Below are 23,522 nucleotides of genomic sequence, written 5' to 3' on the forward strand. Positions count from 1 at the left end.
TACTAGCCGCTACTCATCGCTTTCCTGCACCAGTCTGGCGCAGTGCCTCGCGCCATTTGGCTGACTGCCGCGTCAGTCATTTTTCACTCCCTTGCCCGCCGTATTTTGTTAGTGGTTTGGGCACTTTTCGCCATAGTGAGCCTTGGCGATTTGCAACTAATATGAATAAAACCAAAAGTTGAGTCACTCGCAAAAATGGCAATTTTCGCCATTCGAGGCGACTCCCGGGTGCAGTGACCCGGACCACCGACGACAAATATCGAAAGAGGGTACACAGGATGAGCGAGATCAAGATTCCGCTGCGCGACATGCGCTTTGCCATGCGTGAACTGTTTGGCTGGGATCAGCACTATGCAACGCTGGGCTACGAAGATGCGAGTCCGGACGTAGTGGACGCCATCCTCGAAGAAGGCGCCAAGTTCTGTGAAAACGTGTTGGCGCCGCTGAACCAGATTGGTGACCAGCAGGGCTGTACCTGGAATGACGGTGAAGTCAAAACTCCAGAGGGCTTCAAAGAGGCCTACCAGCAGTTCGTAGAAGCCGGCTGGCCGTCTCTGGCACACAATGTGGATCACGGTGGCCAGGGTCTGCCGCCGTCTCTGGGAACCATTCTGAGCGAGATGGTGGGTACCGCCAACTGGTCCTGGGGTATGTACCCGGGCCTGTCCCACGGTGCTATGAACACCCTGGAAGCCCACGGTACCGATGATCAGAAACATACTTACCTGACCAAGCTGGTCGAGGGCAGCTGGACCGGCACCATGTGTCTGACCGAGCCGCACTGTGGTACCGACCTGGGGATCCTGCGCTCCAAGGCTGAACCCAATGCCGATGGCTCCTACTCCATTTCCGGTACCAAGATCTTTATCTCTGCCGGTGAGCACGATATGGCAGAAAATATCGTGCATATCGTACTCGCACGCCTGCCAGATGCGCCTGCGGGCACCAAGGGTATCTCCCTGTTTATCGTCCCCAAATTCCTACCGAATGAAGACGGCTCCGTCGGTGAGCGCAACGGTGTGACCTGTGGCTCCCTGGAGCACAAGATGGGTATTCACGGTAACGCCACTGCGGTGCTGAACTTTGACGGCGCCAAAGGTTTCCTGATTGGCCCGCCGAACAAGGGCCTGAACTGCATGTTCACCTTCATGAACACCGCGCGTCTGGGTACTGCCTTGCAGGGCGTGGCGCACGCGGAAGCCGGTTTCCAGAAATCGCTGGCGTACGCCAAGGATCGTTTGCAGATGCGCTCCCTGAGCGGCCCTAAAAACCCGCAGGGCGCGGCAGATCCGATTATTGTGCACCCCGATGTGCGCCGTATGCTGCTGACTCAGAAAGCCTTCTCCGAAGGTGGTCGCATGCTGGTGCTGCTGTGTGCACAGCAGGTGGATCGCTCCCAGAGTGGCTCCGAGGAAGAGCGCAAAGACGCTGACGATCTGCTGGCGTTCCTGACGCCGATCGCCAAGGCCTTCCTGACCGAGACCGGCTACGAGTCTGCCAACCTCGGCCTGCAGTGTTTCGGTGGCCACGGCTATATTGCCGAGTGGGGCATGGAACAGAACGTCCGTGATTCCCGTATCTCCACTATCTATGAAGGTACTACCGGTATTCAGGCCCTCGACCTGTTGGGTCGTAAGGTACTAATGAGTCAGGGCGAGCTTCTGCGCAAGTTCACCAAAATCGTGCACAAGTTCTGCCAGGCGGAAGTGGACAATGAAGCTCTGGCGCCTTTCGTCGCCAAGCTCCAGGAACTCAACAAGGAGTGGGGCGAGCTCACCATGAATGTGGGCGTCAAGGCGATGGAAAACCCTGATGAAGTGGGTGCTGCCTCCGTGGATTACCTGATGTACTCCGGTTATGCGGTGCAGGCGTACCTGTGGGCACTGTCCGCCAAAGTGGCGAATGAGCAGATTGCTGCGGGTACCGCGGAAGAGGACTTCTACCGCGCGAAACTGGCAACCGCTCGATTCTTCTTCGACCGGATTCTGCCGCGCACTGCAACGCACGCCGCCGCTATGCAGAGTGGCGCCGACAACCTGATGAGCCTGGACGCGGATCACTTCGTCTTCTGAGCTTGATGTAAGGAAAACACCGCCGCTGGAAACATCGGCGGTGTTTTTGAATCCGGCTTTTGCCAACGGCGGTAAAAGGCGGACAGTATTATCCGGAGTGCCGATGCAATTACCCGCGCAAATCATTGAGCGGCTGCAGCAGCTGACTTGTCTGCCAAATACCGCTCGGGTACAGTTCCGATTGCCCGATGGCAGTGACTTTTACCTGCGGGTAGATCGCCGGAATCCGAGTACCGCCAATGGAAAGGTCAGTGACATCGAAGCCGAGCAGGTCTCGGGTGTGACCGATGAGGCAGATTTGGAACTGGAAATGTCCTACAACACCTTGAGGGATATTACCGATGGCCAGTTGAGTGCCCGCCATGCATTTTTGCTCGGTGATATCCGCTACACGGGTAACCGGGAGCTTGCAGCAGCGCTGGCGGATCTTTTTCCCGCGCATTCATAGCGGACGTCGGTTGACGTGCCTTCTGGCGGCCCTGATAAGAAAAATTCCATGCAGGTGGCGGGCTCTGAAAATTCAGGCGCGTTATTTGCCACGAATAGCGTCATTCACCGAATTACTATCAAAACTTAAAATAATTATCTGTCCGCAAAGGCCCTGTCCTGAAGATTTCGTCTATATAGACATGGGTACCACAAAGAGGTTGGCAGCTGCCGGATTCTGGCGGTTGGTTAATTTTCACGTCATGGTATCTTCAGTCTGTAACCTGATTGATAATCCCCGGGTATGAGGGCGTGCCGCAGCACGCGGGCAGCACCACAAAAACAACATATTGGGAGAAATAAGTTGGACATCGAACGCAGTATTCTTGACGTGTTTTCCACTGCTACGGCCAAATACGACGAAAGACCGGCCTTCACCTGTCTTGGGCATACCCTGACGGTCGGCGATATAGATCGTCTCAGTGCCAACTTTGCTTCCTACCTACAGCACAAGACGAATCTCAAGCCCGGTGATCGCATCGCAGTGCAACTGCCGAATGTTCTTCAGTACCCGGTTGTGGTTTTCGGCGCCCTGCGTGCTGGGCTTACCGTAGTCAATACCAATCCGCTGTATACCAAGCGTGAGCTCAAGCACCAGCTAAATGACTCTGGTGCCAAGGCGCTGGTGGTTCTGGCGAATATCGCGGACACCGCGTCCGAGGTTATTCCGGAAACGGGTGTGGAGCAGGTGATTGTTACTGAGATTGCGGACCTGCACCCACCGCTCAAGCGCATCTTGATTAACAGTGTCGCCAAGTACATCAAGAAAATGGTGCCGGAGTTCAACTTTGCCAATCGCGTGGATTTTCGAGATGCCATGTCTACCGGCGCGAGCAAGCCACATCAAGACGTGCAGCGCTCGCCTGACGATATTGCCGTACTGCAATATACCGGAGGCACCACCGGCGTAGCCAAGGGCGCGATGCTGACCAACCGGAACCTGGTCGCGAACATGGAGCAGGTACGCGAGGCTTTGGGCGATTCCATGAAAGAGGGGGAAGAGTACTACGTTGCACCTTTGCCGCTTTATCACATTTATGCGTTTACCATTCACTGCATGTGCCTGTTTACCACCGGCAACCACACTCTGTTGATTCCGAACCCGCGCGATATTCCGGGCTTCGTGAAAACCCTCAAGGGCAAGCGGTTCACCGGGTTTGTCGGCTTGAACACTCTGTTCAATGGCTTGATGCGGTGCCCGGATTTTGTCGACCTGGATTTCAGCAAGCTGCACACTACCTGTTCCGGTGGTATGGCGCTGACCCGTGCGACGGCAGAGAAATGGGAAAAAATGACCGGCTGTGTGGTGACTGAAGGCTACGGAATGACCGAGACCTCTCCAGTTGTCTCGTTTAATCCGGCGGATGCAGTACAGCTTGGCACCGTGGGAACCGCGGTACCGGGTACCGAAGTGAAGGTCATCGATGAAAACGGCAATGATCTGCCCAACAATACTCCGGGTGAGCTCTGTGTTCGTGGGCCACAAGTGATGAAAGGCTACTGGGAGCGTCCGGAAGCCACTGCGGACACTATCGATTCCGAGGGCTGGTTGAAAACTGGCGATATGGCAGTGATCCAGGACGACGGCTACATCAAGATCGTCGACCGCAAAAAAGACATGATCATCGTTTCCGGTTTCAACGTTTATCCGAACGAAATCGAAGATATCGTAGCCGCACACCCGAAAGTGGGTGAGGCTGCCGCCGTGGGCATCCCTGATGAGCGCAGTGGTGAGGCGGTGAAACTGTTCGTGGTGAAGGCCGATGCATCTCTGACGGCGGACGAAGTCGTGGCTTACTGTCGAGAGAACATGACTGCGTACAAAGTGCCGAAAAATATCGAGTTCCGCGAAGATTTGCCCAAGACCAATGTGGGCAAGATCCTGCGTCGTGAACTGCGCGATGAAGAAATGAAGAAGCTGGAGGAAGTGGCCAGCGCGTGATTGTCTGGGCCTGAAGCCGGGTCCCACAATACTCCTCGAAAACCCGCTGCTCGCAGCGGGTTTTTTTGTGGAAGCGCGCCGCGATTGCAGCTCCGAACGCTTCATCTGGTGTGTCTGAGTCAGCCCGGAGTGATTTGTTGCGCTATAACTAGGGGTGCACTGATACTTGGAGACACGCGATGGAGCAGGAACCTAGGCGGCCGGTGATACTCCATGAAGAGCTGCCCGCCGAGCACGAAGACCCCCTGATCCGGGTGCTGCATATTATTATCCGCGGCTCCATCCGCTTTCTCGCCATTCTGATGGCAATGGTCATTATGTGGAGTGTGGCGGATGTGGTATGGGTATTGTACCAGCGCCTGTCGATGGAGCCCCTTTTGCTGCTGGATTACAACGATCTGTTCGATGTATTTGGGGCCGTTATGCTCTCCCTGATTTCCATCGAGATCTTTATCAATATCCGTCTCTATCTAGGCTCCAACGTAATCCCGATCCAGCTGGTGGTGGCGACTGCCTTGATGGCCATCGCGCGGAAAGTCATTGTGTTGGACCTGGAAGATACCGGGCCTTTATATGTGTTTGGCATTGCCGTAACGACACTGGCCCTGGGGGTTACTTACTGGCTGGTTGCCAAGAAAGAAGCACCGGCTCACGGCACCCATTGTCCCCCGCAGGGTATACCAAATCCAAAGCCGCGAGAGGAGTGAGCTGCGTTCCGGCTAAGCTTGATAGCAAATAAAAAGGGCGCCATAGGGCGCCCTTTCGGTAGTAGGTTCCGCGTTGTGAGAGGCGTTACTTCCTGCTCTCTGCGCTCTTGTCGCGAATGGCGCGGAACTCGTTGCCTTGGTACCAGTTTGGCCAGTCGCGGCTGTTGGCTAGGGCCAGGCCGATGTCGAGACCCAGTGCCAGATCCAGCGCGGCACCTTCCATATTCCACTCGGGATCATATTCATCGCCGGGTTTGTGGTAGTGCTCTGCGGTGTACTCATCACCCTTCTTCTGTGCCCACTCGCGGCCGTGCTCAAAGCTGTCGGTACCGGAGTCGAAGTAGAGCATCGGCACGCCTTTTTTGGCCAGGCTGAAATGGTCGGAGCGATAGAAGTAGCCGCGCTCCGGATGGTCTTCCGGCGCCAGATAGCGCCCCTGGGTGCCGGCGACTTTTTCCAGGATCTTTTCCAGCTCGCTGTTGCCGTAGCCAACCACGATCACATCACGCATTGGGCCGAGTACGCCCATGGCATCGAAGTTGATACCTGCCACGGTTTTTTCCAGTGGGACTACGGGATTGGCAGCGTAATACTTTGATCCGAGCAGGCCGGACTCTTCTGCAGTGACCGCCACAAACAGCAAAGAGCGCTCCGGCGACTGTTCCATTTGCGAGACCTGTCGGGCCATGGCCAGCAGGCCTGCGGTACCAGTGGCGTTGTCAACAGCGCCATTGAAAACGTGGTCGCTTCCTTCCGCGTGCTCGTTGATACCCAGGTGATCCCAGTGAGCGGTGTAGATGATCGCTTCATCCGGGTACTTGGAGCCCTCGACTTTTGCCACCACATTGCGGGAGTTGGAGGTGCGCACTTTGCTCTTGAGGTCCACGGAAGCAGTAAGATTCAGTGGTTTTGCTTTGAACCCCCGTTGCTTGGCCGCTTCCATCTCCTGCGCCAGGTCCAGGCCGGCGGCACTGAACAGTGATTTCGCAGCGTCATTGGTGATCCAGGATTCCACGGCAACCCGGTCGGCGTTATTGTCTTCCGCTTCCAGGCTGATCTGGGCGCCGGACCAGCTGCCACTTACCACTTCCCAGGGATAGCCGGCGGCGCCGGTCTCGTGGATGATGATGGCGCCGTCCGCACCCTGGCGCGCGGCTTCTTCAAACTTGTAACTCCAGCGACCGTAATAGGTCATGGCGTTGCCATTGAACAGGTTTTTGTCCTGGGTGGCGTAGCCGGGGTCGTTGACCAGGATTACTGCCGTCTTGCCCTGCATGTCGAGGCCGGCGTAATCGTTCCAGTCGTTTTCCGGTGCAACGATACCGTAACCGACAAACACCAGCGGGCTGTCTTTTATCTGGCTTTCGGGCGTTTGACGCTGGGTAAAGGCCACCATATCGGTGCGCGGCTGCAGCGTCTTTTCAAAGCCCTTGCCTTTGATCGCAAGCGGTGTGCTTTCGATCTGCATTTCCACTACCGGGACGTCCTGGAACCAGCTGGGGTTTCCGTCCGCGTCGGTGGCGCCGGGTTTTAGCCCCAGCTTTTTGAATTCGTCGGCAAGGTAATTGATGGTCAGCTCTTCGCCCTTGGTTGCCGGTGCGCGACCCTCGAACTTATCGGACGCGAGGATGGCGATGTGCTTGTGCAGGTCCTTGGCGATCTCAGCAACTTCCGCTTTTTCAGCATCATTGAGGGTCGGCTCGGTAACAGGCGCAACTGTCGGCATTTCTTTTGGCGGTGGAACCTCACGACCGCCTTCTGCGCGCTCGGTTTGTTCGCTTTGCTGGGGCTTAGCCGCCTGTTCTGCGCTGGGCGCAGTCCCGTCTTTGCTGCACGCTGCGAGTGCAGTGAATCCCGCAAGGGCCAGAGGCAGCGCGAGGCGCCGCCAGTGATCAGGAGAATGCATACAGGTTCCTTTTTTATAGGTTATCGAATTTATAGGTTATCGGCGTTTTGCTTATTCGAAAGTGTTCGTCACTTATTGTCCATAAATGCCAGTGTTTGGCGGATTGGGAAAAGCATATCTCGCGCCAGGTTACGGCAGCGCGATGGGGACCAGCCCTCAATCGGGTCCGGCAGGTTGTCATTGTCCTTGAACGGCATCTCCAGGGTCAGCGCCAGCGTGCGGAACTGGTGGCCACACCAGTTGGTGCCCACGGTCATGTTTGCCTCGCCGGGCTTGTCCAGTGGGTAGCCCTGAGCAGTCTGGAAATCCGGGCTGACGTTTTCAAAGGCTTGCTTGAAAGTGGTTTCCAGGGCCGCGTGATTGTCGTCATAGCCGGGAATGCCTTCACAGCCAGCGACAAAGTTAAACGGTAGCGCCTCGTCACCGTGAATATCGAGGAACATGTCGCCACCGGTGGCAAGCATGCGTTCACGCACCAGATAGACTTCCGGGCTGCGCTCCATACTGGGTGATTGCCACTCGCGGTTCAAGTTGGCACCGGCCGCATTGGTGCGCAGGTGACCACGCACACTGCCGTCCGGGTTCATATTCGGCACCACGTAAAATACGGTGTCTTGCAACAGTTGCATTGCAGACGGGTTCGACTCATCCAGCAAGGCGTCCAGAAAACCCTCCACAAACCATTCCGCCATAGTTTCACCGGGGTGCTGACGGGCGATCATCCAGACCTTGCGTTTAGCGGTGTCCGGGTTGCCGATGGTGAGCAGGGTCATGTCGCGGCCATCCAGGGTCAGGCCCAGCGTTTCTGCCTGCACGCGCTCGTCAGACTGCGCCCAGGCAATCATGTCCAAATGGCGCTCCCAGGAGAAGGGCGCGAAGTAGGCCAGGTAAATGCTGGGCTGTTCCAGGTCCACGGTAAAGTCCAACACTTTGCCATCGTACTGTGCGTCGATACGGAACCAGTTTTGGCGATCGTAGGAAGCACACACCCGGTAATTTTCCCAGCCTTCTGGATAGGCGGCCTTGCCTGCGTTGGAAATACGCAGCGGGTACTCCTTACCGACCTCGCCCTCGAGGCGGAAGTGGAACCACTGGTAAAAGTCCGACTGGTTGTCGATACGAATGGCGAGTTCGACGGGGGTGCTGTTCTTGTCGATCACCTTGATATTGCCGCTGTCAAAGGCGCTGCTGATATGCATGCGTAGGCTCCGCAGTAGTCTTGGGGAAAGGGTGTTTAAAGGCTTTATAATGCAGGATACAGATTCGGATACAAAATTCAGGGTAGCCCTGGGTAGCTTGAAGGAAATGTCTGCCCGGGTATAGATTTTGAGAACAAAATATCGAGAGGCGGTGGCGTCGAAAAATTTTTGCGGCACTGAATGAAGGCGCCGAAATAAGACCCCGAATTAAAAAGGCGCGGCGCTCTTGCGAACACCGCGCCCCTGCCAATCCATGGCGGCACCTGCTGAGACTACTGCTCCCTGAAATTTCTGGCGTCAGACCAATGACGACTTCTCACTGCCCCGGTCAATGCGCGGTGCGAACCACAACCACATCGTCAGAAACGTTGTACTGCTCCCTGACATACCTCAGCAGGTGCTGTTTAAAGTTTAGGCATGTTGCGATCTCGCCGCCGTGGGAGAATGTAAAGTTGGCGTGCAATCGGTTAACTTTTGTACAGCCGGGCAACTTAGACTTGCTGGGCGCCTGTTTGAACATGTCCGTTAGTCAAAGTTTAACTCGCTGTCTTTCCAGTACTTGGTGCCTTTCAGAGTAGCCTGCAGCGCGACACCACTTTCGGTCAGCTGGTAGACCCGCATCCCATCGGCGACAACTTCGCCACCTACGGCAACGCCTTTGTCCTGTGCCTTGGCTGCGGCATCTGCATGCCCGCCAAATGACCAGCCGTGTTCTACGAAGCGATTCATGACTTCCGGCGAGTCAAACACGAACAGGGCACGAAAATCCTTGACTCCAAACCCCAGGCCAACACCGACTTCGCCCATCTTCATGTATGTGCGCTCCCCCGCGTTGCTGACGGCAACCCCATAGCCGGTGGACGCACTTGCCAGCAACAAGTTGACGTTGACGTTGCTGAATACCGCGTATCCCGGCGCCTGTTTAACATCCGTGCGCAGGTCAGGCTTCAGGCGGTACAGCTCATTGAGGACTTCGCGCTCGGTTTGCTGGATGTGTTGCCGCTGGTCGTCCCGTGTCTGGCCGGGTGCGGCGCAGGCGCTAAGAATCAGCGAGAAAGCGATTAGCAGCAGTGCACCGCCGTGTTTCAGATGGACTGGCATAGTGGTTTCTCCATTTCTGCCCGTGTCGGGCGGATTGTTGGGCTTGTTGTGTATTCCATGCAGTTCTGAATTGACGATATCTGCACTGATGATCCGCAGAATAGCGACGAAGTTTCGGTATGCCTGAGACCTGGCGCACAAAGATTCAATTTACGCCACTTCCGGTACGGTCGCTGAATAGGTATTCTTCCCACCCTGAAATATTCGGTGATCCGATCCAATAGGAGTCAATCTCATGAAGACATCCATCAAGCGCGGCATGGCCGTTTCCTGCCTGCTTACCCTGGTACTGAACATGACTGCATGTGGTTATTTTCTGTACCCTGAGCGCAAAGGGCAGAGTGGTGGACGGGTCGACCCGGTCGTCGTCATTCTGAATGGCGCAGGTCTTTTGTTCGGTATTCTGCCGGGTGTAGTGGCGTTCGCTGTGGACTTTACCAATGGCACCATTTATCTGCCTTCGGGTGGCAGTTCAGCCATCGACCGTCATATCAGTGCTGCAGATAACGGTGAAAAGGGTGAGGAGCTGGCGCAGCTGCTGGAAAAGGGCAAGCCAGTCATCGATCAGAACGGGCAGGCTTGGGTCGAGCTGCCACTGGACGCGCTGTCTGCTGATAAAAATGCCGACATGACCAATATGGAACAGGTGCGTGCTGCACTGGGCGAGTACACGGGGCAGCAGGTGGCCGCATCCGATATCGTTTGGGTGCAGGATCTGGCAGCTCTTTCCCAGGCGCGCTCGGCGCAGCAGGCAACCGCGGCCCGCTGACGGGTGAGTTTAAGGGCGGAGCTGGTATCCGGTGCGCGGGCTGTGGCACAGCACAACCCGCGCCGCTTTTCCCAGGATCTGAACGCGCCCACGGCGGTGCTGCCGTTTTTGAGGGAGCCGCATATTGTGCATATGGGGCTCAATCGCCTGTCTTCCACTCAGTGGCTGCAAGGCTGCTCCCGCCTTTCTCATTATCACCACAACAAACTCTCTGCTCGGCACCGCTTGGGTGACCGGGTGTTTGCGCACTTGCCAAAATCCTTGCCGGCGCAGCGCGAGCTGGCCGGATTGATGGCGAAACACCTTCTGCGGGATCACGATGGTTATTCCGCTCTGGCAAACAGTGATATCTGTTGGCGGGGGGCGGGGCAGGAGCTTCGCTGGCCCGGCGCCGAGGCCGCCGCAGAGAGTGGTGAACCGCTCTGGGCGACCAGCCTCTGGGTTGCCGATGATCTCTGTATCCTGTTACCGGGCGCGCGCGGCTACGAGCTGGTGGCGGCGTCCCTGGCCGCTCCCAGTTACTGGCGCCTTGAAGAAAAAATTGGCCGCCCTCTAAGTACTATTCATCAGCCAGTACCCGGATTTCGTGAAAAGTTGGGAGAGCAGGTGGCGCGTTTTTTTGATCATCTGTTGCCAGCGTATCCCGTGTGGCGTGGCAATTGGTCGGTGGTGGATTCGCCGGAACTGTTGCAGCGCGGGGAGGCGGAGAAGGAAACTCCTGGTGGGTTGTATCTGCGTATCGAGCGTCAGTCCCTGCGGCGTCTGCCGGAAACCGGTGCGGTGGTGTTTTCCATTCGGGTGATGACCAACCCGCTTTCGGATCTGTTGGACGTCCCGGGCGCTCTGGCAAGTTTGAGGGGGGCCGTTGCCGCGATGTCACCCGATGAGTCGCGCTACAAGTCTCTTGCCCCTCTGCGCGCAGAGTTGGATGCATTCTTCGGCAAGTATCTTTGAGCGCCGTTAAGCGTCGTTAAGCGTCGTTAAGCGCCTTTAGCCGCTTTAAGCACTTTTCAGTGTCTTTCCAAAAAAAACGGTGCGGCCGGCGTCTTTTCAAAAAGAGCCGACACGCACTGATTCACCTCTCTATTTCTTGCGACCTGCTGTGTGCTCACCAGCTAACGTTCACTCCGCGCCATGTGCCTTGAAGGCTTTGGGTGAGAGCCCGGTCCATCGCCGGAAGGCCTTGCCGAATGCGCTTTCGTCGCAGTAGCCCAGTGCCGCTGCGATATCCACGTTGGTTTTCTCTCCCTGGCGCAACCACTGGCATGCGTAGTGGCTGCGCACCTCGTCTTGTATGGCACGGAAACTGGCGTTTTCTTCAAGCAGCTTGCGCCCCAGATGGCGGGGGCTGATGCATAGCCGTGCGGCAACCTGCTCGCGGCTGAGTTGAGGTTCCTGCTGCAAAAGGTGGGCAACGCGCAGTTGCAGACTTTTGCTGGTCAGCGCCTTGAGCAGGGCGTCTGCCTCCGGTTTCAGGCGCGCCATCACTTGCCTGTCGGCCGCGACAAGCGGGATCTCGAGATCTTGTGGGCGCAGGCGGATCCCAGAGGACTCCGCATTGAATTGCACTGGTGCCTGCAGCAACTGCTGATACTGCTGTTGCACCGCCAGTGACGGTGTGGGGTAGGCAAACTGTATGCTCTGGGGCTGGAATTCGCGGCCGGTCATGGCGCGGGCCTGGGCCAGGCAGATGGAGAGTACCGTCTCCACGCGCAGGCGGGCGCAGCGCAGGTAGTTGGGGCGGTAGCAGAAGTCCACGTAAAAGCTGCCGCGGCGCATCTCAAACTGGCCGCCTTCGCCCAGGAGCGGATGGTAGATTAGCAGTTGGTCGAGTGCGGCGCCGAGGTTTTTCTGGGTCATCAGCAGGTAGCCCACCAGTCCCATCTGGCTGCCCTGCATGGCCTGGCCCAGCCTGATGCCGAGCAGGGGGTCCGGGTGAGCGGCCTGCACCGCCAGCCAGATCTCCTCCTGAACCTGCATGGGGACTCTTTCTTCCTCGTTAATGGCGGTCAGAAGGGCCTGAGCTTCTTTGGGGAGCTTTAGCTGAAGTTGATCCAGAGCACTGATAATTGCGCGTGTATAGCTAAGAGTTACGCTTCTGCTGTCTGTCGTGTTCAAAACGCCTGTCCGAAATTAACCAGAGACTGCCCGATTATGACGACGGCGCCTCCTGATGTCACGTTATATTGATTGCCAACGAAATTTGGCAATTTGCATGTCGTCGAGCACATGCCGTCGAACAAGTGTGAACGAGAGTTGAGCGCCCCGTCCGGAATGCCGGTCCGGGTGCCTCTAAGTCGAAGATCTGCGAGAAGATCCGGAGAAAAATAATGAAGCCCTTCGCTGTTATTGGCGCCGGTCCCATGGGACTGTGCAGTGTACGCAATCTATCCAAACATGGAATCCCCTGTGTGGGCTTTGAGATCCACAGCGATGTGGGTGGCCTGTGGGATATCGACAGCAGCACCAGCACCATGTACGAATCGGCGCACCTGATCTCGTCGAAGAAAATGACCGAGTTCGCGGAATTCCCGATGGGCGACGATGTAGCGCTGTTCCCACATCACAGCGAGTTGCGCGAGTACTTCCGTGCCTATGCGCGGGAGTTTGATCTCTACCGTCACTACGAGTTTGAGACTGAAGTGGTCAGCTGTGAGCGGGTAGGGGAAGACTGGCAGATTACCACCCGTCGCAACGGCGAAGAGCAGACCCGTGTGTTCGGTGGCCTGCTGATCGCCAACGGTACCTTGCACCACCCGAATATGCCGTCCCTGCCAGGGGAATTCGCCGGTGAATTACTGCATTCCTGCGATTACCGCGATCCGGCTATTTTTGACGACAAGCGTGTGCTGCTTGTGGGCTGTGGTAACAGCGGTGCGGATATCGCGGTGGATGCGGCGCACCGCGCGAAAAATGTGGATATCAGCCTGCGCCGGGGCTACTACTTCCTGCCGAAATTTATCGGCGGCAAGGCCACAGACGCTCTGGGTGGACGTATCAAATTGCCGCGCTTTATCCAGCAGCGCATCAGTGCGGCGATATCCAAATTGATGCTGGGTACGCCGGAGCAGTACGGACTGCCCAAGCCCGATTACAAGATGTTCGAGTCGCACCCGGTGATCAACTCCCTGATCCTGCACCATATCGGTCACGGGGATATCAAGGCGCGCAAGGACGTTGCTGAAGTGGACGGCCACAAGGTGACGTTCACCGATGGCTCCACCGGCGAGTACGACATGATCCTGATGGCCACGGGATACAAACTGCACTACCCGTTCATCGATCGCGCGCACCTGAACTGGGACGAGTATGCGCCTCGCTTGTACCTCAATGTGTTCCACCCGGAATACGACAACCTGTTCCTGATGGGAATGGTGGAAGCGGCCGGTCTCGGTTGGGAAGGGCGGAACAAGCAGGCGGAAATGGTTGCGCTGTATATCAAGCAGCTGGCCGCCGGCGCGGGATCCGCGCAGAAGTTGAGGCAGACCAAGCTGGCACAGGCTGGCAACCGGGCAGACGGCGGTATGAACTACCTGAAGCTGGAGCGGATGGCCTATTACGTCCACAAAGACACCTACCTGAAAGCACTGGCCGGTCACACCAAAGACTTGCTCAAAGACCTACCGGTTGCGGATACTGGACACTTTTCATCCAATCCGGCCCCGGCGACCCGTTGAGGTCGCTTAGACCATGAATGAATTGAATCCTATAGTCACAGCCTCCGTTGAAAGCTTCCAGATGTCGCCCGCGGCACTGGTGGCACTGAATGCGGTGCTAGCGTTTATGATGCTTGGTGTATCGCTGGGCCTGCGTACCGCGGATTTCCGACGTGTGCTCAGTCGCCCTGTGGCGCCGGTTACCGGCCTGGTAGCGCAGTTTCTGTTGCTGCCGGCCATCACCTGCCTGGGCACTTGGGCGCTGGATATCAGCCCCGGCCTGGCACTGGGCATGATCCTGGTGTCCTGCTGCCCCGGAGGCACCTTCTCCAATGTGATGACCTGGATCGGGCGCGCCAATGTGGCTACGTCGGTCAGTATGACCGCGGTCTCGAGCCTCGCCGCCGTGATCATGACACCATTCAATTTTGCCCTCTACGGCAGCCTCAACCCCAACACCCGCGAAGCCCTTCAGGCCATTGCCCTGCCGGCGGAAAATGTGGTGATGATGGTAGTGCTGGTGCTGGCGGTGCCGATGATCCTGGGGATGATCGTGGGTGCCCATTTCCCCAAATTTGCCGAGCGCAGCGAGCGCTACTTCCGAAGCGCTTCTCTGCTGGTGTTCCTCCTTTTCGTGGTGATTTCTTTCAGCAAGCACTGGGAGACAGCGTTGCAGATCGCTGGATCCGTGCTGGTGCTTGTGGTCGCCCACAACGCGATCGCGTTCTTGATCGGGGATTTGTCCAGCCGCGCAGCACGGCTGCCGCAGGGGGACAGGCGGGCGGTCACCATGGAGGTTGGCATCCAGAACTCGGGGCTGGCTCTGGCAATCTTGTTTACATTTTATCCGCAGGCGGGGGAGATGCTGGTCATCGCCGGCTTCTGGGGTGTGTGGCACCTCGTCTCTGGGCTCAGTCTTGCCGGTTACTGGAATTTCAGTCAGCGCCGCAGGGCGACGGCGGCAATCGGGGATGCCGCAGACTATTCCAGTTAGATTTTTACGCGGATTGTAAAGCCAATAGAACAATAAGAGTTGTATCAAAATGAGTGAAAGAAGGGTCTTGATTACCGGCGCCGCTGGTTATGTGGGCGGCCAGCTCGGAGCGCTTCTGAGCAAAGAAATGACGGTTGTTGGGGTGGATATCCAGAAGCGGGAAACACCATTCCCCCTGTTTGTCATGGACATCTGTGACGACGCGCTCGTTGAGTTGATGCGTGCAGAGAATATTACCCATGTTGTGCATCTCGCTTCCGTGGTATCCCCCGGGCGTGACCGTGCGCGTGAATACCGCATTGATGTGGAAGGCACCCGCAACGTTCTCGATGCCTGTGTCGCAGCGGGTGTCGAGCACCTGACCCTGACCAGCAGCGGCGCCGCCTACGGCTACCATGCCGACAACCCGGCCTGGCTGAAAGAGGGTGACCCCCTGCGCGGCAACCCGGAGTTTGCCTACTCTGATCACAAGCGCCTGGTGGAAGAAATGCTTGCGGAATATCGCGAGCGGCACCCGCAGCTCAAGCAGCTGATTTTCCGCCCCTGTTCCATCATCGGTGCCACCACCAACAGCAAGATCAGCAACCTGTTTGCCGGCACCAGTATTCTCGATCCGGGCGGCCACAACTCCCCGTTTGTATTCATCTGGGATGAAGACGTCATCGGTGCGATCGAGTACGGCGTCAAGCAAGGCGCCAGCGGGATTTACAATCTGGCAGGTGACGGCGCGCTGACCCCGGCAGAAATCGCACGCCTCCTGGGCAAGCCCGTGCGACGCCCGCCGGTATGGATGCTGAAAGCTCTGCTGGGAATCAGTTTCAATCTGCATCTGGGCAATGTGCAACCGGCCCAGGTGATGTTTCTCCAGTACCGGCCAGTGCTCTTGAATACCCGTCTGAAATCCGAGCTGGGTTATCAGCCAAAGAAAACTTCCGCAGAAGCTTTCGCGTATTTTGCCAGCGAGGCCCTGGGCATCCCGGTAACGGCCGATGCTGCGCAGGTCAGTTATCCCGATACAGCCGATGAGACGGTAGTTGAGGGGCAGCCGGCGTGAACAAGTCCGAGTGTAAAAGCCGTGTAAAGATAATCGTCGTGACCGGTGCTGCCGGTGGACTCGGATGGGCGCTGGTACAGGCGTTTATCAAGTCACACACGGGCAACGCGCCGCTGCGGTTTGCTCTGATCGATGTGAATGGCGAGGCACTGGCAGCTCGCGGCCGCGAACTGGAGCGGCAAGGTATCGACGCTGATGTATTTGAGGCCGATCTGTCCTGCGAAGTGTCTATAGCGAATGTATGCGAGCGGTTGTGCGACCTTTACTCCCATGTCGACCTGCTGGTAAATAATGCCGGTATTACCCACCGCAGTCTCGCTTGCCAGACGTCCAACGCGGTTATCCGGCGGGTGATGGCGGTGGATTACCATGCGCCGGTTGAGCTTGCGCAGGGGCTGCTAGCGCCGTTGCGTTCTGCCGCCGGCTGCGTGATTAATATCAGCTCTATGGCGGGTTGGATGCCGGTGCTGGGACGCGCCGGTTACTGCGCGGCAAAAAGTGCGCTGCACCAGTACTTTGAAACCTTCCGCGAGGAAGTGCGCGAGGAGGGAATCCGCGTGCTGATGGTGTACCCGAGTTTTGTGGCTACCAACATCGATGCCAATGCCCTATCCGGTGACGGCGGGCGCGCGCAACACGCGCAGAGCACCATTGGTGTGGTGCGCAGTGCGGACTGGATGGCGGAGAAAATTGTCGCCGCACAAGCCTCGGGCAAAGAGCGATTGTTCCCGCGTGATAAGTCGCTGCTGGGTGCCTATCTGTACAAGTTGGCTCCGGGTCTCTTTTTGCGCCAGATGGTGAAAAACTTTCGCGTGGAGCTGGAGGCGGGCCGAAAGCTCGCGCAGCAGGCCAATCCCTAGCGTTCATCCCCGAAACTAGTCACAAGGACTGGTCATCCGAACTAGCCGCCGGGTCACTCCGGCGGATAGCTATTCCATTTCCCCTCTATCCCAGTTTCTACCTCCTTGTTTGCTGTCGAATTTATGGCGAGCAGACCCTACAATGCGACCGAATCGTCGAGCCCTGTGCAGTAACCAGTTTCGGCGTCTCATTCGCCAACCGGGTAATCACAATGCCGCTGGTCGACAGCCACTGCCACTTTGACTTTGATGCCTTTGCCCCGGACCGCGCCGAGGTCTGGAAGCGTTGTATATCGCGGGGTGTCAACACGCTGGTTATTCCGGGGGTGAGTATCCCCCAGTGGCGACATCTGTTTGCGCTGGTAAAAACCCAGCCCGGCTGGTTTGGGGCTGTGGGTGTACACCCCTGGTGGGTCAAGGACCTGGCCATTGCCCCGGCCCAGTTGTCGCGCGCGGTAGTGGAGCGAGTTGAGCGTGAGCGCAGCGGCATCGAAAATCGCTGTGTTGCGGTGGGGGAGTGCGGCCTGGACGCAAATATCGAAACACCCATGGAGCAACAGATAGCGGTGTTTGAGGCTCAGCTGGACGCGGCCAATACCGTTTCCCTGCCGGTATTAGTGCACTGCGTGCGTGCGCACAACGAGGTAATTCGCGCGCTCAAGAATAGCCGTCCAAAAAAAGGCGGCGTGATTCACGCATTTTCCGGGAGTCGGGAAATTGCCGAAACTTACATTGAGCTCGGGTTTTATCTTGGGGTAGGGGGCACCATTACGTACGAGCGTGCTGCCAAAACGCGCGGCACCGTGGCCAGTGTTTCCCTCGAGAGGCTACTACTGGAATCGGATGCGCCGGATATGCCTCACGCCGGACGCCAGGGCCAGCGCAACAGTCCGGAGTATCTGCCGTCGCTGGCGGAGACTCTGGCGGCACTGCGGGGAGAGTCAGTGGACGCGGTGATCGCACAAACTGAAAAAAATGCCCGGTCGCTCTTTGCTCTGTGAGTTGTACGATTAATGGCAGGATAAATAGCGCAATGAAATTCTTCGCTGACAACTTCAAACAGCAGTTCCCACTATTCGCGCAACCTGAAAACCGCGATCTGGTGTACCTCGATAACGCGGCAACCACGCAAAAACCCGCCTGTGTGATTCAGGCTATTAGTGATTTTTACTTACACACCAATGCCAATACCCACCGCTCCAGTCATCGCCTGGCACGGCGCGCGACGGAGATGGTCGAAAAGGTGCGACGGGATGCGGCGAGATTTCTCGGCACTGCCTCACCGCGGGAAATCATTTTCACTCGCGGTGCCACGGAAGGTTTAAACCTGCTGGCGCACAGCCTGTGCAGCCGGCTCTCCCCGGGGGATGAAATTCTTCTGTCTACCGCGGAGCACCACGCCAATCTGGTGCCCTGGCAGATGCAGGCCGCCAGTCGCGGCTTGCAGTTGCGCTTCGTCCCGCATACGGGAGGGATACCGCAGTTTGAGCGTATCGCAGAGGTGCTTTCTCCACGTACAAAAATCGTCTCTGTCACCGCCGGGTCCAACGCACTGGGGTTACGCACGGACTTGCCAGCGCTGCGCGCGGCTCTGTCCGGCCAGGATCTGTTCTGGGTATTGGATGGCGCTCAACTGGCGGCGCACGACCGGGTGGATGTGGCGTCGATCGGCTGTGATTTTTTCGTGTGTTCTGCGCACAAATTCTACGGGCCTACCGGTATCGGTCTGGTATTTGGTCGCGAGGAGTTGTTACAGGAATTGCCACCCTGGCAGGGGGGCGGGGAGATGATCGCCAGTGTCGATCTGTTGGCCAGTGAATACGCAGAACTGCCGCACCGGTTTGAAGCGGGTACTTCGTCACTGGCATCTATTGCCGGACTCGGCGCCTGTATGGATTTTCTGGAAAAGCAGGATCGCGTGGCTATGGCCATGCATGAGCAGTCCCTGGTGCATGCGCTGCATGAGAAGCTCGGGCAAATTCCCGGGCTGAATTTATTGAGCCGGGGCGAGCACAACCTCGGCATTGCCACCTTCACCCATCCTCGCTGCGCAGCTATCGACCTGGCGCAGTGGTTGGACGGGCGCGATATAGCCGTGCGTGTCGGGCACCACTGCGCTCAGCCGCTGTTGCGCGCGGCCGGACACACGGCCACGCTGCGGGCGTCGGTTGCCGCCTACAATAGTGATGAGGATATTGAGCGGTTTGTTGCCGCAGTGCAGGAGTTTCTGGCGCATCTGGAAGTGGAAGATGCGGTACCGGTGAGAGAAGTTCATGCCCCCGTTGCTGATGGCAGTTGGTCTCCGGATGATCTGTCGTCGCTAGATGTAGCAGCGCTGCGCAATAAGAAATCCTGGCAGGACCGCTACCGTTCCCTGATGGCGTGGGCCAGGTTTGTTTCTCGCAAGGACGGCATCCGTTCCCCGGAGAACCTGGTGCGGGGGTGTGAATCCAGTGCCTGGCTGGTGCATCGCTGCGAGCGGGGGGTGCACCGTTTTGCCATCGACAGCGACAGCCGGGTAGTGAAAGGGTTGGGGGCACTTCTGCTGACATTGCTCGACGGCAAGCCATCCGGCAGCGTTTCAAGGGAGCAGGTGCAGGAAGTGTTTGATGAGCTGGGATTGGCGCAACAGCTGAGTGAATCCCGCAGCAACGGGTTTCGCGCATTGCTGGAGCGGGCCTTCGAGTTGATGGGCGCCTGAGGCTTCAGTCCCTGAGTATCTAACCGCTATTATTTTGTGTGCTTTAACAGGCGCTCCACCGCCTTTGCGGCAGCCACGAAACCAAAGGTGCCGGTCACCATGGTGGCGGCGCCGAAGCCGCCGCTGCAGTCCAGCTTCACACCGTTCTGCATACTGCTTTTCTGCTGGCATACCTCGCCATCGGGCTGCGGATACACCATCGCTTCAGTGGAATAAATGGCGTCGATACCGAACTGACGTTTACTGGATTTCTGGAAGTTGTGGAAGCGGTACAGGTGCTGTCGCACCTTTGCCAGCATCGGGTCACTGACTGTGCGCCCGAGGTCCGCGGAGGTAATGTCGGCCGGATTCTTCTTGCCGCCAGCAGAGCCCACGGTGATGAGGCGAATCTTGCGCGCCTTGCAGTAGGCAATCAGTGCGGCCTTCACCCGCGCATTGTCGATGGCATCGACCACAATATCGATACTCTCATTTTGCGGGTCGAGGAGCTCGGCAAAATTATCGCTGGCAATGAAGTCCTCGTGGGTGCGGACCTCGATCTCCGGATTGATCCCGCGCAGTCGCTCCGCCATCACCGCGACCTTGATTTCGCCTACCGTGTCTGCATGCGCATGAATTTGGCGATTGGTGTTGGTAATGCAGATATCGTCCAGATCGATCAGGGTCATCTTGCCGACCCCGCTGCGTGCCAGTGCCTCTGCGGTCCAGCTGCCGACGCCACCAATTCCAATCACCACCGCGTGTGCCCGCTGTAAAACCGCCAGTGCGGATTCACCGTAGAGCCGTGCAATGCCACCAAAACGTTGCAGGTAGGAGTCGCTGAGAGACATGGTCTTGTTCCGGTAATACGTGCGTGGTCCGTGTTCGACAGACGGGTAACTGTGCTCGGTATAGTGTAAGCGGGGAGGGGCGGGGATGGGAGCTGGCAGGGCCACAGCGGCCCTGCCTATCGGTCACTTAGTGTACGTGGCCGTGGTCAACTTCTTCCGGAGTCGCTTCGCGCACGGATACCACTTCGATGCTGAAGTGCAGTTCCACGCCCGCGAGTGGGTGGTTGCCATTGATGGTTACCTGATCGCCGTCGATATCGATGATTTCGACTTCAATGGGCTGACCTTCGGTGCTCTGGGCACGGAATGCCATACCCACTTCCAGCTTCTCTACGCCGCCGAAGGCACTGCTCGGCAGAGTCTGGATCAGTTCCGGGTTCTGCGGGCCGTAACCTTCTTCCGGGGCGATCACTACGGTGAATTTGTCGCCGGCGCTCTTGTCCAGCATTTCCTTTTCCAGGCCGGGAATGATGTTGCCTACACCCTGCAGGTATTTCAGCGGCTGGCTACCTTCGGAGGAGTCGATCACGGTGCCTTCGGCATCTTTCAGGGTGTAGTTGATCTCCACCACACTGTGGTTAGCAATTTTCATTGGCAATCTCTTGTATCTTGAGAGTGAGTTGTAGCGCTTACCGCTTACGGAAGGAAAAGCAAACGGGGGATAACGGCTGTGTGAGGGGTGCATTGTATGGGGCGTCTCCGGTCGTCGCAACCGAGGTGAGACTATAAGCCTGATTGGGGCGACAGGGGAGAATTGAGGTTAGTCGGGGGCTCTTTAGGGGCGTTGGGGGCGTCAGGCGAGGAGCCCGCTGGCTGCGGGCTTCTGTCGGGGGTGGGGCTCAGCAGGCGATCGACAGCGGTTCCTGACTGTTGTCGTAGAGTGTGCTGGCAGTGAGTACCAGTTGGTCACCCAGTGCTGCGGGAAAGCCCTTTTCCTGCAATCGGGCCTCGAAATACTCGAGTAGCGCTTCGAACAGCAGGGGGTTCAGGCCCCGTGCGAGAAAGCTCGCGCGAGCGGAATACATAGGCTCCGGCAGCCCGGAGAGCGCGTGACTGAGAAATTGTGCCTGACGGCTTTGCTGCTTTTCATGTTCTGTGCAGTCGTCAGCGGTGAGATATTTACCGATGGCGTGGTAAAACTCACTCACAGTGTCCTGTACAAATTGACGGCCGCCGAGCTGGGCCAGCGGGCCTTCATCCGCCAGCGGTGTATCTTCCCTGGCAATGGCAGGGCGTGCGATTTCCTTCGTCTGCGTTGTTAACGCAACTGCCCTTTTTGGCATTGGTGGTTCCCCCGGTGCGATATTGTTTGCTTTATTGCGGCGGCGCCTGGATTGCCTCAATTCTGGGTGTTCACCGGGAGGGGTTTTTGCTCCCTGTAGTCATTAGGTGAGGGCTTTGGGCTGTCTGTCGCTATATGGGCGGCAAGAGTACGGGATGGAAATACCACTGCCAATCAACTGGCATGAAATTGTCACAGTCTTCCACGGGTTGTGGGGGGCTGGTTTAATTCGGTGCAAGCCCGGGCGCTTGAAACGTCCGGTGCTGTTATTTAAGGCATTTTTGATCATTTTGGCGAATTGCTGAAACGGCCTTTAATGGCGAGGTTTGATGAATTTTGCGCCACATCCGAGGTGTCGTTACCCCTTCTGGGGGGAGTAACGGTGTGACTACAGCGGCGCGAGAAGTAGCACTGCGAGAACTGGCACTGGTAGACTTGCTGGTTTCAACTATCGACAGTCTGTCATTCAGGCCACTCTTTTTATGTATCGGCTTGGTTTTGCAGTGGCGTGGTGGCCGCGTTGACCTGGCAGAAATTCAGACGGTAAACCCATACCGATAGAGGCATAGCACCATGGCGAGTATTTTTACCCAGATCATCAATGGCGATCTCCCCGGGCATTTTATCTGGCGTGATGAGGTGGCCGTGGCCATCATGACCATCGCACCGATCAAGCCGGGCCACTGCCTGGTGATCCCGGTACAGGAGATAAATCACTGGGATGATGTTCCCGAGGACGTCTCGGCTCACCTGATGGCGGTGGCAAGCAAGGTGGCCAAGGCTCAGAAGCATGTGTATTCCCCCAAGCGCGTAGGGGTCATGGTTGCCGGTATCGAAGTGCCCCACACGCACTACCACCTGGTGCCGATCAATCAGATTGCCGACCTGGATTTCTCTCTGCAGCAGCAGGCGGAGCCGGAAGTGCTCGCCGCCGAAGCCGCCAAGTTACGCCAGGCTCTGGTAGATCTCGGCTATCGGGAAAGTGCGGCGTAAGCTGCCTGCCCATCAATAACAGAAAAATCTGCACCCCGATGCATCCGGATCCGCGGTAGGCGGCGTCCTAGTGGCATTGAACAAGAACAGGTAACCGAATCATGCTTCGCAGATTGTCTATTTTCGCATCTCTGGCTCTGGCGCTATCTCTGGTGGCCAGTGCCGTGCACGCCCAGCAGGGCAGCAGGACCTACCCCCTGGAAGGGTTTACCGCGATTTCGCTAAAAGGAAGTTCTAACCTGAAGGTGGAACAGGGAAGTACATTCTCTGTCACTGCCCACGGTGAGGAAGCCGACCTGGTACACGCCAAGGCGGAAGTCAAAGGCGATACCCTGACCCTGTCCGTCGAGCCTGACCGCAAAAGCCTGTTTGGAGTGGTGACCGTCAGCAGTGAGCCAGAGGTGAATTTCCATGTCACACTGCCGACCATTAGTGCCCTCCGGGTCACTGGCTCCGGGGATGCCACCGCAGACACCCTTGAGAGTGAAAAGCTGGATCTCCGGGTCACTGGCTCCGGGCTGATCCGGGTAGAGAAAGTGGCTGCGGAGTTGCTGACTACCGGAGTGACCGGTTCCGGAGACCTGCTTCTGGGCACTGTGCTCGCTGTGCAAGGCTCTGCGGGCATTACCGGGTCTGGCGACATCCGTATGGACAACTTTATCGGCGAGGATTTTTCCGCGCAGATCAAGGGCTCCGGAGATATGGCCATCGGTGGCAAAGTCGCCAATCTGAATGTCACGGTGATGGGTTCTGGTGACTTTATGGGCCGCAGCCTGAGCGCGACCAGCGCTGGTGGTTCCGTGATGGGGTCCGGCGACATTGTACTGAAACGCCCGGCCCATGATTCCTTTTCGGTGATGGGTTCTGGAGATGTGGCACTGATTGAGTAACCGTCGCGCTTAAACTGCTCGACTGTATTCAGACAACAACGGTATATAAAAAGCGCGATCCCCCTGTTGATACAGCGGGG

The 23,522-nt window shown here is 57.4% G+C and carries 21 protein-coding genes; 14 read left to right on the forward strand and 7 right to left on the reverse strand.

Annotated features, from left to right (window positions below):
- The first annotated feature begins 278 nt into the window (after nt 1-278).
- From LC059_RS13115 to LC059_RS13130, 4 genes are all read left to right on the forward strand, one after another.
- Nucleotides 279-2,072, forward strand: coding sequence for an acyl-CoA dehydrogenase C-terminal domain-containing protein (locus tag LC059_RS13115; RefSeq protein ID WP_226704321.1), 1,794 nt, complete (start codon nt 279-281; stop codon nt 2,070-2,072).
- A gap of 103 nt (nt 2,073-2,175) precedes the next feature.
- Nucleotides 2,176-2,520 carry an SCP2 sterol-binding domain-containing protein gene (locus LC059_RS13120; protein WP_226704322.1) on the forward strand — a complete coding sequence of 115 codons (345 nt, stop codon included), beginning with the start codon at nt 2,176-2,178 and terminating at the stop codon, nt 2,518-2,520.
- Nucleotides 2,521-2,802: 282 nt separating this feature from the next.
- The gene (locus LC059_RS13125; RefSeq protein ID WP_413231567.1) at nt 2,803-4,500 is read left to right on the forward strand and encodes an AMP-binding protein; all 1,698 of its coding nucleotides are present in this window, start codon (nt 2,803-2,805) and stop codon (nt 4,498-4,500) included.
- 179 nt (nt 4,501-4,679) lie between these two features.
- Complete coding sequence (locus LC059_RS13130; RefSeq protein WP_226704324.1) at nt 4,680-5,207, forward strand: phosphate-starvation-inducible PsiE family protein; 528 nt, start codon at nt 4,680-4,682, stop codon at nt 5,205-5,207.
- A gap of 85 nt (nt 5,208-5,292) precedes the next feature.
- Here LC059_RS13130 and LC059_RS13135 read toward each other — a convergent pair whose 3' ends face one another.
- The 3 genes from LC059_RS13135 to LC059_RS13145 form a co-directional block, all read right to left on the reverse strand.
- The gene (locus tag LC059_RS13135; RefSeq protein ID WP_226704325.1) at nt 5,293-7,113 is read right to left on the reverse strand and encodes a M28 family metallopeptidase; all 1,821 of its coding nucleotides are present in this window, start codon (nt 7,111-7,113) and stop codon (nt 5,293-5,295) included.
- Between the two features lie 68 nt (nt 7,114-7,181).
- Nucleotides 7,182-8,312 (reverse strand): M14-type cytosolic carboxypeptidase, encoded by a 1,131-nt coding sequence (locus LC059_RS13140; RefSeq protein ID WP_226704326.1) that lies wholly within the window; start codon nt 8,310-8,312, stop codon nt 7,182-7,184.
- 525 nt (nt 8,313-8,837) lie between these two features.
- Nucleotides 8,838-9,413 (reverse strand): hypothetical protein, encoded by a 576-nt coding sequence (locus LC059_RS13145; protein WP_226704327.1) that lies wholly within the window; start codon nt 9,411-9,413, stop codon nt 8,838-8,840.
- A gap of 235 nt (nt 9,414-9,648) precedes the next feature.
- Between LC059_RS13145 and LC059_RS13150 the strand changes: the two genes are divergently transcribed.
- Both LC059_RS13150 and LC059_RS13155 read left to right on the forward strand, forming a co-directional pair.
- Entirely contained in the window at nt 9,649-10,182 is a 534-nt protein-coding gene (locus tag LC059_RS13150) for a hypothetical protein (RefSeq protein WP_226704328.1), read from the forward strand.
- 42 nt (nt 10,183-10,224) lie between these two features.
- Nucleotides 10,225-11,136, forward strand: a complete 912-nt coding sequence (locus tag LC059_RS13155; RefSeq protein WP_226704329.1) for a heme-dependent oxidative N-demethylase family protein — start codon at nt 10,225-10,227, stop codon at nt 11,134-11,136.
- Between the two features lie 168 nt (nt 11,137-11,304).
- On the opposite strand, the gene LC059_RS13160 is transcribed toward LC059_RS13155, so the two are convergent.
- On the reverse strand, nt 11,305-12,300 hold the full coding sequence (locus LC059_RS13160; RefSeq protein WP_226704330.1) for a helix-turn-helix domain-containing protein: 996 nt from the start codon (nt 12,298-12,300) through the stop codon (nt 11,305-11,307).
- A gap of 212 nt (nt 12,301-12,512) precedes the next feature.
- Between LC059_RS13160 and LC059_RS13165 the strand changes: the two genes are divergently transcribed.
- The 6 genes from LC059_RS13165 (at nt 12,513) to LC059_RS13190 (ending at nt 19,447) form a co-directional block, all read left to right on the forward strand.
- Nucleotides 12,513-13,859 (forward strand): flavin-containing monooxygenase, encoded by a 1,347-nt coding sequence (locus tag LC059_RS13165; protein WP_226704331.1) that lies wholly within the window; start codon nt 12,513-12,515, stop codon nt 13,857-13,859.
- Nucleotides 13,860-13,872: 13 nt separating this feature from the next.
- Entirely contained in the window at nt 13,873-14,832 is a 960-nt protein-coding gene (locus LC059_RS13170) for a bile acid:sodium symporter family protein (protein WP_226704332.1), read from the forward strand.
- A gap of 49 nt (nt 14,833-14,881) precedes the next feature.
- Nucleotides 14,882-15,886: an SDR family oxidoreductase gene (locus LC059_RS13175; RefSeq protein ID WP_226704333.1), complete on the forward strand. Its 1,005-nt coding sequence runs from the start codon at nt 14,882-14,884 to the stop codon at nt 15,884-15,886.
- Nucleotides 15,883-16,746 carry an SDR family NAD(P)-dependent oxidoreductase gene (locus tag LC059_RS13180; protein ID WP_226704334.1) on the forward strand — a complete coding sequence of 288 codons (864 nt, stop codon included), beginning with the start codon at nt 15,883-15,885 and terminating at the stop codon, nt 16,744-16,746. Before LC059_RS13175 ends, LC059_RS13180 begins: the two co-directional genes overlap by 4 nt.
- A 212-nt stretch (nt 16,747-16,958) precedes the next feature.
- Entirely contained in the window at nt 16,959-17,747 is a 789-nt protein-coding gene (locus LC059_RS13185; protein WP_226704335.1) for a TatD family hydrolase, read from the forward strand.
- Between the two features lie 32 nt (nt 17,748-17,779).
- Nucleotides 17,780-19,447 carry an aminotransferase class V-fold PLP-dependent enzyme gene (locus LC059_RS13190; RefSeq protein ID WP_226704336.1) on the forward strand — a complete coding sequence of 556 codons (1,668 nt, stop codon included), beginning with the start codon at nt 17,780-17,782 and terminating at the stop codon, nt 19,445-19,447.
- Nucleotides 19,448-19,476: 29 nt separating this feature from the next.
- On the opposite strand, the gene tcdA is transcribed toward LC059_RS13190, so the two are convergent.
- From tcdA to LC059_RS13205, 3 genes are all read right to left on the reverse strand, one after another.
- Entirely contained in the window at nt 19,477-20,277 is an 801-nt protein-coding gene (gene tcdA, locus LC059_RS13195; protein ID WP_226704337.1) for a tRNA cyclic N6-threonylcarbamoyladenosine(37) synthase TcdA, read from the reverse strand.
- Nucleotides 20,278-20,404: 127 nt separating this feature from the next.
- Nucleotides 20,405-20,869: an FKBP-type peptidyl-prolyl cis-trans isomerase gene (locus LC059_RS13200; protein ID WP_226704338.1), complete on the reverse strand. Its 465-nt coding sequence runs from the start codon at nt 20,867-20,869 to the stop codon at nt 20,405-20,407.
- Between the two features lie 247 nt (nt 20,870-21,116).
- A complete protein-coding gene (locus LC059_RS13205) occupies nt 21,117-21,560 on the reverse strand; it encodes a hypothetical protein (RefSeq protein WP_226704339.1) in 444 nt (147 codons plus the stop codon).
- A 572-nt stretch (nt 21,561-22,132) separates the two neighbouring features.
- Here LC059_RS13205 and LC059_RS13210 point away from each other — a divergent pair.
- Both LC059_RS13210 and LC059_RS13215 read left to right on the forward strand, forming a co-directional pair.
- A complete protein-coding gene (locus LC059_RS13210; protein WP_226704340.1) occupies nt 22,133-22,552 on the forward strand; it encodes an HIT family protein in 420 nt (139 codons plus the stop codon).
- A 101-nt stretch (nt 22,553-22,653) separates the two neighbouring features.
- Nucleotides 22,654-23,442 (forward strand): GIN domain-containing protein, encoded by a 789-nt coding sequence (locus LC059_RS13215; protein WP_226704341.1) that lies wholly within the window; start codon nt 22,654-22,656, stop codon nt 23,440-23,442.
- Nucleotides 23,443-23,522: the final 80 nt, after the last annotated feature.

It is taken from the genome of Microbulbifer elongatus (genome assembly GCF_020524885.1).
GTDB lineage: Bacteria > Pseudomonadota > Gammaproteobacteria > Pseudomonadales > Cellvibrionaceae > Microbulbifer > Microbulbifer elongatus_A.